Origin of the sequence: Sorangium sp. So ce406, assembly GCF_051474675.1 — a bacterium.
Classification (GTDB): domain Bacteria; phylum Myxococcota_A; class Polyangia; order Polyangiales; family Polyangiaceae; genus Sorangium; species Sorangium cellulosum_G.
This window is the reverse complement of the sequence record NZ_CP150340.1, coordinates 282,742-295,547: the sequence shown is the minus strand read 5'-3', so window position 1 is coordinate 295,547 and position 12,806 is coordinate 282,742. Positions and strand designations below refer to the sequence as shown.

The 12,806-nt window shown below is 70.7% G+C and carries 11 protein-coding genes; 5 read left to right on the top strand and 6 right to left on the bottom strand.

Annotation, left to right across the window (positions count from 1 at the left end):
- Positions 1-122 precede the first annotated feature (122 nt).
- Entirely contained in the window at positions 123-1,685 is a 1,563-nt protein-coding gene (locus tag WME96_RS01130; RefSeq protein WP_437288338.1) for a hypothetical protein, read from the bottom strand.
- Positions 1,686-2,337: 652 nt separating this feature from the next.
- Here WME96_RS01130 and WME96_RS01125 point away from each other — a divergent pair.
- Entirely contained in the window at positions 2,338-3,249 is a 912-nt protein-coding gene (locus tag WME96_RS01125; protein ID WP_437288337.1) for a LysR family transcriptional regulator, read from the top strand.
- 260 nt (positions 3,250-3,509) lie between these two features.
- Here WME96_RS01125 and ilvE read toward each other — a convergent pair whose 3' ends face one another.
- Positions 3,510-4,400 (bottom strand): branched-chain-amino-acid transaminase, encoded by an 891-nt coding sequence (ilvE, locus tag WME96_RS01120; RefSeq protein WP_437288336.1) that lies wholly within the window; start codon positions 4,398-4,400, stop codon positions 3,510-3,512.
- A gap of 5 nt (positions 4,401-4,405) precedes the next feature.
- Positions 4,406-5,107, bottom strand: coding sequence for an IclR family transcriptional regulator (locus WME96_RS01115; RefSeq protein ID WP_437288335.1), 702 nt, complete (start codon positions 5,105-5,107; stop codon positions 4,406-4,408).
- Positions 5,108-5,346: 239 nt separating this feature from the next.
- On the opposite strand from WME96_RS01115, the gene WME96_RS01110 reads away from it, so the two are divergent.
- The gene (locus tag WME96_RS01110; protein ID WP_437288334.1) at positions 5,347-6,057 is read left to right on the top strand and encodes an alpha/beta hydrolase; all 711 of its coding nucleotides are present in this window, start codon (positions 5,347-5,349) and stop codon (positions 6,055-6,057) included.
- A gap of 365 nt (positions 6,058-6,422) precedes the next feature.
- Positions 6,423-7,553 carry a sugar ABC transporter substrate-binding protein gene (locus tag WME96_RS01105; RefSeq protein WP_437288333.1) on the top strand — a complete coding sequence of 377 codons (1,131 nt, stop codon included), beginning with the start codon at positions 6,423-6,425 and terminating at the stop codon, positions 7,551-7,553.
- Positions 7,554-7,593: 40 nt separating this feature from the next.
- Here the strand turns inward: WME96_RS01105 and WME96_RS01100 are convergent, their stop codons facing one another.
- The 3 genes from WME96_RS01100 to WME96_RS01090 all read right to left on the bottom strand — a co-directional run bounded on the left by WME96_RS01100 (position 7,594) and on the right by WME96_RS01090 (position 11,124).
- Positions 7,594-8,904 (bottom strand): hypothetical protein, encoded by a 1,311-nt coding sequence (locus tag WME96_RS01100; protein ID WP_437288332.1) that lies wholly within the window; start codon positions 8,902-8,904, stop codon positions 7,594-7,596.
- Positions 8,905-8,962: 58 nt separating this feature from the next.
- On the bottom strand, positions 8,963-9,601 hold the full coding sequence (locus WME96_RS01095) for a peroxiredoxin (protein ID WP_433932745.1): 639 nt from the start codon (positions 9,599-9,601) through the stop codon (positions 8,963-8,965).
- A gap of 200 nt (positions 9,602-9,801) precedes the next feature.
- On the bottom strand, positions 9,802-11,124 hold the full coding sequence (locus tag WME96_RS01090; protein WP_437288331.1) for a S41 family peptidase: 1,323 nt from the start codon (positions 11,122-11,124) through the stop codon (positions 9,802-9,804).
- A gap of 249 nt (positions 11,125-11,373) precedes the next feature.
- Here WME96_RS01090 and WME96_RS01085 point away from each other — a divergent pair, with 249 nt between their 5' ends.
- A complete protein-coding gene (locus WME96_RS01085; protein ID WP_437288330.1) occupies positions 11,374-12,096 on the top strand; it encodes an SAM-dependent methyltransferase in 723 nt (240 codons plus the stop codon).
- A gap of 402 nt (positions 12,097-12,498) precedes the next feature.
- Positions 12,499-12,675 (top strand): hypothetical protein, encoded by a 177-nt coding sequence (locus tag WME96_RS01080; protein WP_437288329.1) that lies wholly within the window; start codon positions 12,499-12,501, stop codon positions 12,673-12,675.
- Positions 12,676-12,806: the final 131 nt, after the last annotated feature.

Below are 12,806 nucleotides of genomic sequence, written 5' to 3'. Positions count from 1 at the left end.
AGGAACCTGGCAGGCCGGCCACGCCGGGGGGCCGTAACCTACCGGTTCGCGCGGCGTTGGCCAGCGGCCGTGACGCGCTCGCCGCTCCAGCGCTGGCGCACCCCGCGCGACCGCGCTCCTCGCTAGTACATCAGGTTACCCTTGCCGAGCCGGTACGTGATGTTCGAGCCGAACTGATCGCGCGCGTTCTGGACGCGCGCGATCGCCGCCGAGAGGCGGGCCAGGCGCAGCGACCAGCGCGTCGCCTCGACGCCCGCCGCGATCTCGGCCTTCGCCAGGCGGAGGCGATCGATCGCGACCGGGTGCAGCGGCGCGGTGGGGATGGACATGACCTTCACCGCGTCGTCGATCTCGACCTCGGCCAGCTCCATCAGGCGCCGCTGGACGTCGGCCTGCGTGTCGCGGAACCGGAGGGCGAGCACCTGGGCGGCGTCCAGGCGCTGCCGCGCGAGGTCGAGGTTGAACGCGGCGTTCAGGACGCGGAGGAAGCGCCCGATCTTGATGATGTCGGAGTCGGGGAACGCGATCGGGCTGCCGAACCGCTTCTCCAGCTCCTTGCCGGCCGGCGAGTTCTTGAAGAAGCTCAGGGTGTAGTAATGGACCGCGCCCTCGATGTCGGGCCCGAACGCGTTCGAGTGGAAGAACGGCGGCGTGTCCACGGCCTCGATGATGGGCGGGACGTTGAACGTGCCGTCGCCGTACCCGTTCAGGAACTTGAGGTCGAGGACGTCGAAGTCGGGCTCGGCCTTCCCCTTGCCGCCGTACCCGCCGTCGAACACCCCGAAGGCGTCGTTGGTCCCCGGGGCCGTCCGGGTCCCCGTGTCCAGGTTGCGGTTGCGCCCCGTGTCCATGTGGTTCGCGCCGGCGTTGCTGTGGCACACGTTGCAGCGGCCGCGGTTCGGGTCGAGGAACGCGAGCCGCCCCTCGTTCGCCTCGGGGTCGGCCAGCTTGATCTTCGTCAGGTCGAGCTCGTTCGTCCTCCCCAGGCTCATCTGGTAGGCCAGCACGAGGTCGAGCTCCTGCTCGGTCGGGAGCCGGAACGCGACCCCGGGCTCGCGCCCGAGATCCTTCGGGAGGTGCTGCGTGATCCCGCCGGTGAGGAACTGGCGCAGCGAGCCGTCGCCCGGGGCGCCGTCGCCCGACCAGCCCGTGCGCTGCCGCGGCACGTCCGTCGTCCCGTTCGCCGGGTCCGGCGCGATGGTCGTCGCCAGCGACAGCGTGTGCTGGACTCCGCGCATCACGTACTTGCGATCGAGATCCTCGAAGCCGTCGACGTTCTCGCGGACAAGGGCGTTCGCCTTCAGCTCGAACGTCTCGAGATCGGTCAGCTCCGGTTCCTGCTCGAAGATGAAGAGCGGGTCGAGAGGGTTGCTGTCGAGGAGAGCGTCGATGAACGGGACGTCAAGCGTGAAGTTGTTTTCGACAGGATGGCAGGACCCGCAGGTCCGGCCATTGCCCTCGAACGTCTCGCGAAAGAAGATATCAGCACCTGCGCAAATTTCCCTCGTGACGAGCCCGGCGACCACCCGGGGATCCCGTTCGCACGCCTTGAGCCGATCCCGGACGGAGAGCGCGCTCGACGCGGCGTTGTGGTGTTCGCCCTCCGGCGACGGCGCGCAGGAGGCGAGGAGGGCGACAGCGGTGAGCGGAGCGAGGATCAACGAACTCAATTTGCGACTTGGCATGGCGCTCTCATTCCTGTGACCGTTGTTCCGTACAGTTGCCGAAGCGCGCCGCTCATGGACGCGGCGCGCGCGCTCCGCGGGCATCACCCGCCGAAACGCGGAGGAAACGGGCCCGCGGCAGGCGAACCAGCTCGAACCGAGCTCAGCAGCCGCCCCCTGGGGGCGAGATGGCGAGTTCAGGCCATCCGGCATCCAGGCGCTCCGAAGGCCCACGTTCCGCGCCCGTGCGAGCTCATGTGAGCTCGTGTGAGCTGGGGCTCTCTGGCCGCTCCGCCCTGAAGCGGGCCGCGCGGGGGCTCGCTTTCAGGGCGATCTCAGGAGGCGGACTACTTAGCGGACCAGACCAGGAGCATCAATCTTCACCGGGCTCACAGCACAATTCCGACTGCTGCATGGTTCTTTACCTGAAGACGACCACGTGACGACATGCACCGCCTGCACGCGCCACACCCTGGTGCGATCGCGGGCGGCGCGGCCGCCAGGAGGAGCCGCAAGCGCGGCTCCGCGGGCGTGCTCTGACGATCGAAGCGAGACATGGGCGCGGCGGCCGGCGGCATCCCTCGCCTCCCCAGGCGGTCCATCCTGCCGGCTCAGTGAGGATCCTCTAGGGCGTCCCATGGCGCGCCTCCAACTCATTAGTAGCATGGGCCACATGCATCCCGTGCATCTTGCCTCGATTGACCTGAACCTGCTCGTCGTGTTCGACGCCCTGCTGGCGGAGGGGAGCGTCACGCGCGCGGCGGCCCGCGTCGGGCTGAGCCAGTCGGCGATGAGCCACGCGCTCGGGCGCCTCCGCGCCCTGATCGACGACCCCGTCCTGGTGCGCACGCCGAGGGGGATGATCCCGACCCCGCGCGCCCAGGAGCTCGCCGGCCCCATCCGCGAGGCCCTCGCCAAGATCGAGACGACGGTCGCGCGCAGCCCGCGCTTCGATCCCGCGACGGCGCGCCGCTCGTTCTCCGTCGCCACCGTGGATTACGTCGAGCTCATCCTGCTGCCGCGCCTCGTGCACAAGCTCTTCGCCGAGGCGCCCTTCGTCGACCTGATCGCGCGGCCCTACGACAGCGACATGTGGAGCTCCATGGAGACCGGCAAGGTCGATCTGGCGATCGGCCTGCTCCCGACCGTGCCCGCGGGGTTTTACCGGCAGAGGCTCATCGAGGAGCACTACATGTGCGTCGTGCGGAGGGACCACCCCGTGGTGCGCAGCAAGCTCACGCTCAAGATGTACGCGAGCCTGCCGCACGCGCTCATCAGCCCGCGCGGCGACGGCGGCGGCCGGGTGGACGAGGTCCTGGCCCAGCAGGGGCTCTCGCGCCGCGTGGCGCTGCAGATCCCGCACTTCCTCGTGGCGGCCCACATCGTCGCGCAGACCGATCTCGTGCTCACCGTGCCGGCGCGCATCGCGCGCGTGTTCGCCGACATGGAAGCGCTGCGCGTCATGAGGCCGCCCGTGGAGCTCGGCGGGTTCTCCCTGGACCAGGTGTGGCACGAGCGGCAGGCGAAGGACCCGGCGCACATGTGGCTGCGCGGCATCTTCGCGGAGATCGCCCGCGACTCCTGACCTGCCCCGCGGCGCCGCGTCGCTCGACCGGCGCCCGCGGGACGACGCGATGGTGAACCGGTTGGTATCGCCTCACCTCGCCGGGTCCGCGGCCCTCCCCCTGGCCTACCGATCAGCCTGGAAGCCCGGAGATCAACGCAAAGGCGCAAAGGCGCAAAGACGCAAAGACGCAACTAAATCTTCTCTCTTGCGCCTTTGCGCCTTTGCGCCTTTGCGTTGAATTCTCGCTCTTTCTCCGCCTTCTCAACCCGTTTGTCGCTCTAGCCCTGACCGCCGCCCGGCGCGATGATCTCGACGCCCTCGCTCTCGGCGAGCCGCCGGTGCAGCGCGGTCAGGCGGGCGGTGACCGGGCCGCGCTCCCCGCCGCCGATCGTGCGCCCGTCGAGGCTCCGCATCGCGATCACGCCGGCGCCGGTGCCCGTCAGGAACGCCTCGTCGGCGGCGAAGAAGTCGAGCCGCCCGAGCGAGCGCTCGACGACGGTGAGCCCGATGCTGCGCGCGATGTCCATCACGGCCGCGCGGTTGATGCCCTCGAGGCACCCGTCGGTGGGCGGCGGCGTCGCGAGCACGTCGCCCCGGAGCGCGAACACGTTGGCCACCGAGGCCTCGGCGACGTGGCCGCGCGTGTTCAGCAGGAGCGCGTCGTCGGCGCCGCGCTGCCTGGCCTCGAGCTTCGCGAGCGCGGAGCCCAGGTAGTTCAGGCTCTTGATCCGCATGTCGAGCGCGTCCGCGTCCGGACGCCGGTGGCTCGACGTGATGAGATCGAGGCCCCGCCGCCGCTGCTCCTCGCTGAAGAGGCGGATCGACCCCACGATGCAGAACAGCCCGGGCCGCTCGCAGGTCGTCGGGTCGACGCCGAGCGGGCCGACGCCGCGCGTCACCACGAGGCGGACGTAGGCCTCGCGATCGCCGTGCGCGCGCGCCGTCTCCTCGACGATCGCGCGGAGCTCGTCGGTCGAGCGCGGCAGCGCGACGCCGAGCGCCTTCGCGCCGACCGCGAGCCGCGCGAGGTGGCGGTCGATCCGGAAGACCCGGCCCGCCGCGACGCGCATGCCCTCGAAGACGCCGTCGCCGTAGAGCAGCCCGTGGTCGGTCACGTTCACGGTCGCCTCTGTCACGTCGACGACCCGCCCATCGATCCATGTCTTCATGCCGTTCACCTCCTGCCTTCACCCTGGAGCGCGCGCGCGACGCGCTCCGCGACCTCGCGCGTGTGGCGCACCGCGGCGTCGTGCCGATCGCCGCGCAGGCTCTGGGCCGCGGCGGCGCAGGCGATGCAGCCGTGCAGGCTGCCGCGCGCGAGCACCGGGGCCGCGATGACCGTGAGCCCGTCGATCCACTCCCCCTCGTTGACGTCGTAGCCGCGCCGCGCGGCGCGCTGCGCGGCGGGGCCCGCGGCCGGGGCGCCCACGAGCTCGGGCGCGAGCGCGAGGTAGAGCCGGCCGCTCGCGGTGACGTCGACAGGGACCTCGGCCCCGACGGTGGGCGCCGCGCGCAGCAGCCCGGTGCCCTCCGCCTTGTCGAGCACGACGAGCCGCCCCGCGCGCGCCGCGACGAGGAAGAACGTCTCGCCGAACGCGCGCGCCGCCCGCTCCAGCTCCGGCCTGGCCACGCGCGCGACGGGGTCGAGCCCCTGCGCCCCGAGCCCGAGGCGGATGAGGCCGACGCCGAGCCGGTAGCGCCCCTCGCCGTCCTGCTCGACCAGCGCGTGCGCCGCGAGCGACGCGAGCAGCCGGTGCAGGGTCGCCTTCGGCATGCCGAGGCGCGCCGCGAGCTCCGCGAGCGACGCGCTGCCGCCGCTCTCCCGCAGCGCCTCGAGGGCGCGCACCGCCTTGTCGACCGTTCCCGAGCGTTCCATTATTCGGAATTACGTTCCGATATATGGTGTACCCCGGCGTCGGGCTGCCGTCCAGGGCGCGCCCGGATCGCGACGTCGTTCCCGCGCGTTTCGATGCGCGCGCCGCGGTCCGAGGTGCGCGGGCGCGGGCCCGGAGCGCCGGCGAAGCGCGCGCTGGTGCCGATCGAGGGGGTCGGTTAGCGTCGCGGTCGTCCCACGCGCGCCGCAGATCGCGCGCGCGCCGCGAAGGCGAGGAGCCCATGAGCGCAATCCCCTCGGTCGTACTCGTCCATGGCGCCTGGCACCGGCCGGCGTGCTGGTCTCAGGTCGCGTGCAGGCTGCTCGGCAGCGGGATCGACGTGCGCGTGCCGGAGCTGCCGAGCGCCGGGGCGGAGCCGGGCCGGCGCGGGGACCTCGCGGCGGACGCGGCCGCGGTCCGCGCGGCGATCGCCGAGGTGCCCGGCGAGGCGATCGTCGTCGCGCACTCCTACGGGGGGCTGCCGGTGACCGAGGTGGCGGCCCGGACGGGCAAGGTCGCCCACATCGTCTACCTGTGCGCGTTCATGCTCGGCCCGGGGGACTCGCTGCTCTCGGCGATCGGCGGACAGCCCCCGCCGTGGTGGATCACCTCCGCCGACGGCGCGGCGGTGACGCCCGCCGATCCGCGCAGCGTCTTCTACAACGACTGCGCCGAGGAGGTGGCGGCCGCCGCCGAGGCGGCCCTGGTGCCCCAGGCCATGGCGGCGTTCACGCAGCCGCTGAGCGCCGCCGCCTGGCAGGAGCTGCCGTCGACGTACGTGATCTGCGAGCGCGACAACGCGATCCCGGTGTTCGCGCAGGAGGCGATGTCGCAGCGCGCGCGGAAGGTCCTGCGCCTCGACGCGAGCCACTCTCCGTTCCTGTCGCGGCCGGACGAGGTGGCCGCGATCGTACGCGGCGTCCTCGCGGCGCCCCTCGGCGACGCCGGCTGAGCCGTCGTGGCGCCGCCCGGCCCCGGCGCGAACGGGTGATGCCCTCGCCGGACCTCGCGACGACCTCCGGGGCGTCGACGTTTCTGGACACCGTCCGAGTGAACCAGGCATTACAGCCCTTGTTCACCATTCCACATCCCTCTTGACAGCTCGAACCTGCGTGTGGTCCGTTTATCGTGGACGACGCGTGTGCTGCATGGAAGCTGGACCGGTTGTGGGACTCGCGTACCTGCTCTCGGTATCGTGCTCACCTACAGCGCCGGTCACCCCGACGCTGCGATCGTCCTCGGGCGCCTCTTGCCCTTCGAGGAGCAGAGTCTTCCCCGGTGACGTTCACGTCGGGCGCACAGACGAGGAGGGCTCTCATGCTGACGATCGGACGATGGGGGATCACGGCTCTCGGGCTCACGCTGATGACGGCGGCATGCGGTTCGAGCGGTTCCCCCGGCGAGGGTGAGCGAGTCGCGCCCATCCAGCGAGCGCCGACCCTCGCGAGCGAGTTCACGCCCGCCGAGCTCGAGGAGACGGTCGACAACCTCGTCGCCGAGATCAACAAGAACGCGACCCAGCCGATGCAGATGGCGGTCCTGCTGAAGGAAGCCAGCGGCTTCTGGTCGACGGTGTTCAGGGCCGCGAACCGGGCCATGGGTGAGCTCGACGTCACGGGGAGCGTGCTCGGGCCCATCGAGCCGAAGGGCGATGACGCGGAAAAGGTCGAGTTCCAGAATCTACAGCTCGAGCAGGTGGTGGCGGACGGCGCGGAGGGGATCGGCATCGCTCCCTTTGGCAACGACCAGACAACCGCCGTCGACGAGGCTGTCGCGAACGGCGTCGCCGTGGTGACGCTCGACACCGACGTGCCGACCACGAAGCGCTCGCTCCATGTCGGGACGCTCGACAGGGCTGCCGGCGCCACGGCCGCGAAGACCTTGCTCGCGATGCTCCCCCCGGGGCCGGGTACGGTGGTCATCCACGGCTACGAGGACACGGGCTGGGTCAACGGAGTCGAGCGGACGCAGAGCGCTGCGGACGTGTTCGAGGCCGCCGGTTACGAGGTCGTGGTGCGCGAGGCCAGCTGGGAGGAGGCGGGCGAGACCGAGGACGTCGACTGGATGAAGACCCAGATCGAGACCGCGGATCCGCCCGTCGTGGGGATGATGGGCCTGTTCAACATCTCGTACCGGTGCGCCATGGCCGCGGAGGCCGCGGGCGAAGACGACATCCCCATCGTCGCCTTCGACTTCGACCCGAAGACCGTCGACTACATGCGCGAGGGGCGCATCAAGGCCACCCACATCCAGCGGCAGTACTACCAGGGTTACCTGGTGCCCTACATCCTCTACGGCATCAAGAGCATCGGCCTCGACGCAACCAGGGAGATCCTCGCCCCGCAGATGGTCGATGACAGCCGGGTCAACACCGGCCTCGACGTGGTTCGAGCGGACAAGATCGACGCCTACAACGACTTCCTCGACCTGATCGGCTCGAACCAGTAGCGGCGTCGGGCGCGCCGGCGATGCGCCGGAGCGGCGAGGGCTATCCGTCGTCCGGCAGGTACAGCTTCACGTCGTCGAACTCGGCGGTGCCCTCGTAGTAGTTGATGTGCGGATCGCCGAAGAAGAAGTGATCCGGATACGCCGACCCCGCCGGCCAGGTCTCGAACGTCCCGCCGTGGTCGACCGTCTCGTTGTGCACGGGAGGCTCGTACTCCTCGGGGCGCTGGTTGTAATGCCACGTCACCGGCGGCTCCCGGAAGCCCCTCCGGGCCGCGTACGTCGCGCGGCCGCCGTGATGGAACCTGCCCGCCGCGGACATCGCGTAACCCTCGCCGTCGCGCTCGACGGTGAACACGTACGCCTCCCTGTCGAGGTACTTGTCCGCGAAGACCGGGCCGTCCTTCCACCCGCCCGGCGTGTACGACGTGAAGCCGTTGCCGTTCCAGGGGCTCCCGAACGCGTCGCCGCGGAGCCACAGCAGGCTCACGTAGCGCGAGCCGTCCTGCTCGGCCCGGCCGGTCAACGGGTTCCAGACCGACGACCAGGGGCCGCCCTCGCCGAAGTTGTTGTCGGTGTCCATCACGACCTTCCGGTGATGATGGATGAAGACGTTGTTGTGCGGCGCCGGACGCGCGTAATCGGTGATGCAGAGAAAGTAAACACCGTTACCGAAGGTCGCCGACAGCGGTGTCGTGCTCCGATCGCTGAACCGCCAGGGGTCGGCCGCCTCGTCGCCGTCATAGCCGTTGACCTTGCCCCCGTGCGTCCAGCTCCCCTCGTTCATGCCGCCGAAGGCGATGTTCGAGACGGTCACCTCGACGCGGTACCGCGCCGGCAAGGGCGCGGTCGAGCGGAGGATCGCGCCGTCGTAATGGCGGGTCGAGACGAGCCGCGCCCGGCCGCCCACCGCCTCGAAGCGGCCGCCCGTCTCGGGGACGCCGTCGCGGTCGCTGTCGCGGCCGTACAGCTCGACCGTGAGCCAGCCCCCTTCCCCGTACGTGAAGGACTTCCGGAACGAGCGGAACTTCCTCAGCCCCTCGCGGAACACCTCACCGCCGCGCGCGAGGAAGAACGCGCCGTCTTCATCGAAGGAATCGACGTGATAGGGGCTCCCGTCACCATAGGAGTCCTCGGTCCACGCCGCGGGCTCCCGGAACGGCGCGTCGAAGGTCTCGTGGTGCACGAGCCTCCACCGCGTGTCGACGTCCCGCGCGTCCCGCGCGACATGCGCGTCCCGCGCCGCCGGCGCCGCCGGCTGCGGCGCGCCGGCGCTCGTCCCGGGTGCCTCGCGCGCCGGCGCGCGGGAGCACGCCGGGAGCGACAGGGCGAGCAGGACGAGCAGCCGGGTCATGCGTCTCGCGCGGGTGGGTCTCACGCCATGAGCAGCGCGCGGGCGGCGCGGCCGCCCCTCAGCGGTTCGGCTGGGGGGTGAGGCGCAGGTACGGACGAACGGCGTTGTAGCCCTTCGGGAACTTCTGCGCGAGGACCGCGGGATCCTGGAGCGAAGGGACGATCACGACGTCGTCGCCGTCCTTCCAGTTGGCCGGCGTCGCCACGGAGTGGCTGTCCGTGAGCTGGAGCGAGTCGATGAGGCGCAGGAGCTCGTCGAAGTTGCGCCCCGTGCTCGCCGGGTACGTGAACGTCGCGCGGACCTTCTTGTTCGGGTCGATGACGAACACCGAGCGGACCGTGAGCGTGTCGTTCGCCTGCGGGTGGATCATCCCGTAGAGGCTCGACACCTTGCGGTCGACGTCGGCCAGGATCGGGTAGTTCAGCTTCGTGCGCTGCGTCTCCTCGATATCCACGGTCCAGCGCTTGTGCGAGTCGACGTCGTCGACGCTGAGGGCGATCGGCTTGACGCCGCGCTTGTCGAACTCCGCCTTGAGGTTCGCGACCGCGCCGAGCTCGGTCGTGCAGACCGGGGTGAAGTCCTTCGGGTGCGAGAACAGGATCACCCATGAATTCCCGGCCCACTCGTGGAACCGGATGGTCCCGTGCGTGGACTCTTGCTCGAAATCGGGCGCGATGCTTCCGAGTTGTAGGCTCATGACAGTCCCTCCTGGCCGCGGCCAAATGTCCGCTATGGCGGAGGAATGTCTGCCAAGCTGCTCATGGTGTCAAGCCGGTCGCTGCGGTCTTTGTTCACCCGGCGCCGCTCCCCCGGCGTCGCTCACCCGGCGCCGCGCCGGCCCGCCGGGCAGCGCGGGACCGGCGGCCCTCCGGCGCCCGCGGCAGGCCCGCGGTCGCCTCAGAGGGCGCCGATCTCGCGCCGGAGGCCGTCCCAGCGGATCTCGCGCGGCGGCGCCGGGCGCCGCTCGCCCGCCCCGACCCGCTGCGCGGGGCTCGAGCACTCCCCGCGCTCCAGGAGGTGCAGCGCCTCCGCGAGGCCCGTCTCGTCCGGGTCGCCCAGCTCCGCGTCGAGCGTGTCGTCGGCGGGGCAGTCCGGGGCGAAGCCGTCGAAGTAATCGCCCTCTTCCTTGGCGTTGAGCACCCGGAACGAGATCGGGTTGAGGAGCTTGTCGCAGTAGTCCCAGCCGTGCATGCCGACGGGCTTGCCGTGCGTTGTCGAGCCGACGAGCTTGACGTCGATGTACGGACGGAGGCTGTTGATCAGCGTCTCGCTGGCGGAGGCCGTGCTGCTGGAGGTGATGACGACGACACGCGACAGGGGCAGCGCCGGCTCGTCGAGCTCCTCGAACGAGGCGCGCTTGTCCCAGTCGCCGTGCCTGTCGTTGTGCGCGGTGATGTCGAGCAGCGCGCCGGCCGTCGCCGGCCGGTGGATCAGGCTCGCGAGGTGCCGCTCGACGGCGAGGCGCCCCCCGCCGTTGTAGCGAAGGTCGAGGACCAGCTCGTTCACCTGGCTCTCCCGGAACGTCGCGAACGCGCGATCGAGCTCTCCCGCCGAGGGCTCGATGAAGGTGGTGAGCATGAGGTAACCGACCGTCGACGAGCCGACCTGGAGGACGCGCGGGTTCAGCACCGTGGAGACGGCATACCAGGCCTTCCGGACGGTGACCGTGGAGACCTCCTCGCCCGGGCGCTCGATCGTCAGCGAGATCTCGTGTCCTTCCTCGTCGGGACCCGTCACCTCGGCCCAGCGGTCGTCGCGGGTGATCTCCTCGACGTCGATGTCGTTGACGGCCAGCACCCGATCGCCCCGGCGGAGGCCCGCGGCGCCCGCGGGCGAGGCGGGGTGGACCAGGGCGAACCGGAGGCTGCCCTCCTCGTCGAAGCTCCACCGGAAGCCGAGCCCCAGGGTCTGTCCTTCACGGAAGTACGCCTCGTAGTCGCTCTTGAGCGTGACATAGCTCCAGCGGTCCCGGGTCTTGTCGACGAGGTCCTCGAGCAGCGCCTCGGGCGACGGGTAGCTCCGGTAGTCCACGTCGGGCACGCCGTCGTACCAGAGATAGACATCCTTCATCAGGTTGAACAGAAACTCGTTCTGCCCGGCCGTGGAGCAGTCCGCCGCCTGCGCCACCGTCTCGTCGGACGGGGTACAGCCTGTTGTGACGGCGACGGCCAGCGCGAGGGCACACGGGGAGAGGACCGCGACAAGCTTCGAAGCGACCATGGCCTCAGCTCACCACGAAACGGAAACCGCGAGCAACGCCGATCTGGGGCGGGGTCGTGCCCGACGCCGCCCCGGGCGCCGGCGGGGGATGAAGGGAGCGGGGGGCACGGGGTGCGCTCGAGGCCGCGGGGGTCGCGACAGAAAGCCCCGCCAACCGGATCGAAACCCCCGCCCTGCCGAGGCTGCACGGAGGGTGATACGCCTCTGCTGAAGGCGGTCCGGGCGACCGTCCGCCAAGGAGAAGGCGTGATGAAGACGGACGAGCACGGGAAACACACAGCGAACTTCGGGCGCGAGCGAGCATTGGTCTACGACGACCAGGTGCGCCGCTTCTGGCCGGGTTACGGCGTCATGCAGCAGGTCATCGCCGAGGTGATGGTCGCTGCGCTCCCCGACAAGGAGGCCGCGTCGCTGCTGATCGTCGGCGTCGGGACCGGGAGCGAGGTGACGCCGTTCGCGCGCTACGCGGGGGCCGGCGTTCGTTTCACGGGCGTCGACCCGTCGCCGGAGATGCTCGCCGTCGCGAGGGAGAGGCTCGCGGCGGAAGGCCTCCTCGAGCGGACGAGCCTGCATGCCTGCGAGCTGCGCGATCTCGCGCGCGGGCCCTTGTTCGACGGCGCCCAGATGATCGGCGTCCTGCACCACGTCCCGGGGGATGAGGCGCGCCTCGCGCTTTTGCGGGAGATCGCCGGGCGCCTGAAGCCGGGGGCGCCCTTCGTGATCGGCTGTCGGACCGGAGACGATCCGCTGCTGAGGGCCGTCGAGGACCGGCGGGCCCTCGCGGAGGGGATGCCGCCCGAGGCGGCGGAGCAACGACGGAAGGCCCTGGCGTCGTTGAAGATGCCGGCCTCGGAAGCCGAGGTCCTCGCGCTCCTGGCCCAGGCAGGCTTCATCGCGCCTCGCCTGATCTTCTGCGAGCTGCAAATCAAGACCTGGGTGACGCGCTACGAGCCCTCCACGCTCGGCGCGTGACGCGGCGACGCGCGGGGCCGCGGCTCCGCCCGCCGGTGGGCGCCGCCGGCGCGACGCGAGGGCGACGTGCGTCGCGGGGTGACCGAGCACACCTCAGCAGTACTTGCCGACCCCGAGCAGAACTTGCTTTCGCGCCGCGATCCGGCCGAGCAAAGCTTGCGTTGATCGATCCGTGACGCCCTGAGCGCGCGCCGTCCAGCGCAGCCGGCGCCGTGGCGCGGCGCTTGCTCTTGCTGTCATCGAGCGTCGCTCGTCACAGAGGCTGTGACGGCCCGACGCTCGACGGCCGACCGTCGACGCCAGCCGGGGGGGTCTTCATGAACCTCCCTGGATCAGGCGCGATCTGCGTGAGCGCTCACGCGGGTCGGGGCATTCACATCAACAACCTATCAGGAGGAACACATGGGTTCTCGCAGGACTGAGCTCCGCCGCGCGGAGGGCGCCCTCATGGGCATCGATCTCGACGCGGCCGGGGATATGGAGCTGGCGCAGCCGGACGCCACGTCCGACCGCATCAAGCAGTTCCTGAACACGTGCTCGGAGGCGGAGATCGCGCAGCTGCTCGATCTGAACGCCTAGCCGGGTGATCCGGCGGAGGAGGTCGACGCGCGCGCCGGCCTCCTCCGCCGCTCTCTCGTCGCTCGCCGCCGGCTCGCGCGCATCGAGCAGACCGGATGGCGTCCTGCCGCCTGGAACGACAGGCGAGCTCA

Excerpts from the sequence above, each read along its gene's own strand:
- WME96_RS01130 (WP_437288338.1), bottom strand. The coding sequence starts at position 1,685 with ATGCCAAGTCGCAAATTGAGTTCGTTGATCCTCGCTCCGCTCACCGCT.
- WME96_RS01125 (WP_437288337.1), top strand. The coding sequence starts at position 2,338 with ATGCATCCCGTGCATCTTGCCTCGATTGACCTGAACCTGCTCGTCGTG.
- ilvE (WP_437288336.1), bottom strand. The coding sequence starts at position 4,400 with ATGAAGACATGGATCGATGGGCGGGTCGTCGACGTGACAGAGGCGACC.
- WME96_RS01115 (WP_437288335.1), bottom strand. The coding sequence starts at position 5,107 with ATGGAACGCTCGGGAACGGTCGACAAGGCGGTGCGCGCCCTCGAGGCG.
- WME96_RS01110 (WP_437288334.1), top strand. The coding sequence starts at position 5,347 with ATGAGCGCAATCCCCTCGGTCGTACTCGTCCATGGCGCCTGGCACCGG.
- WME96_RS01105 (WP_437288333.1), top strand. The coding sequence starts at position 6,423 with ATGCTGACGATCGGACGATGGGGGATCACGGCTCTCGGGCTCACGCTG.
- WME96_RS01100 (WP_437288332.1), bottom strand. The coding sequence starts at position 8,904 with ATGACCCGGCTGCTCGTCCTGCTCGCCCTGTCGCTCCCGGCGTGCTCC.
- WME96_RS01095 (WP_433932745.1), bottom strand. The coding sequence starts at position 9,601 with ATGAGCCTACAACTCGGAAGCATCGCGCCCGATTTCGAGCAAGAGTCC.
- WME96_RS01090 (WP_437288331.1), bottom strand. The coding sequence starts at position 11,124 with ATGGTCGCTTCGAAGCTTGTCGCGGTCCTCTCCCCGTGTGCCCTCGCG.
- WME96_RS01085 (WP_437288330.1), top strand. The coding sequence starts at position 11,374 with ATGAAGACGGACGAGCACGGGAAACACACAGCGAACTTCGGGCGCGAG.
- WME96_RS01080 (WP_437288329.1), top strand. The coding sequence starts at position 12,499 with ATGGGTTCTCGCAGGACTGAGCTCCGCCGCGCGGAGGGCGCCCTCATG.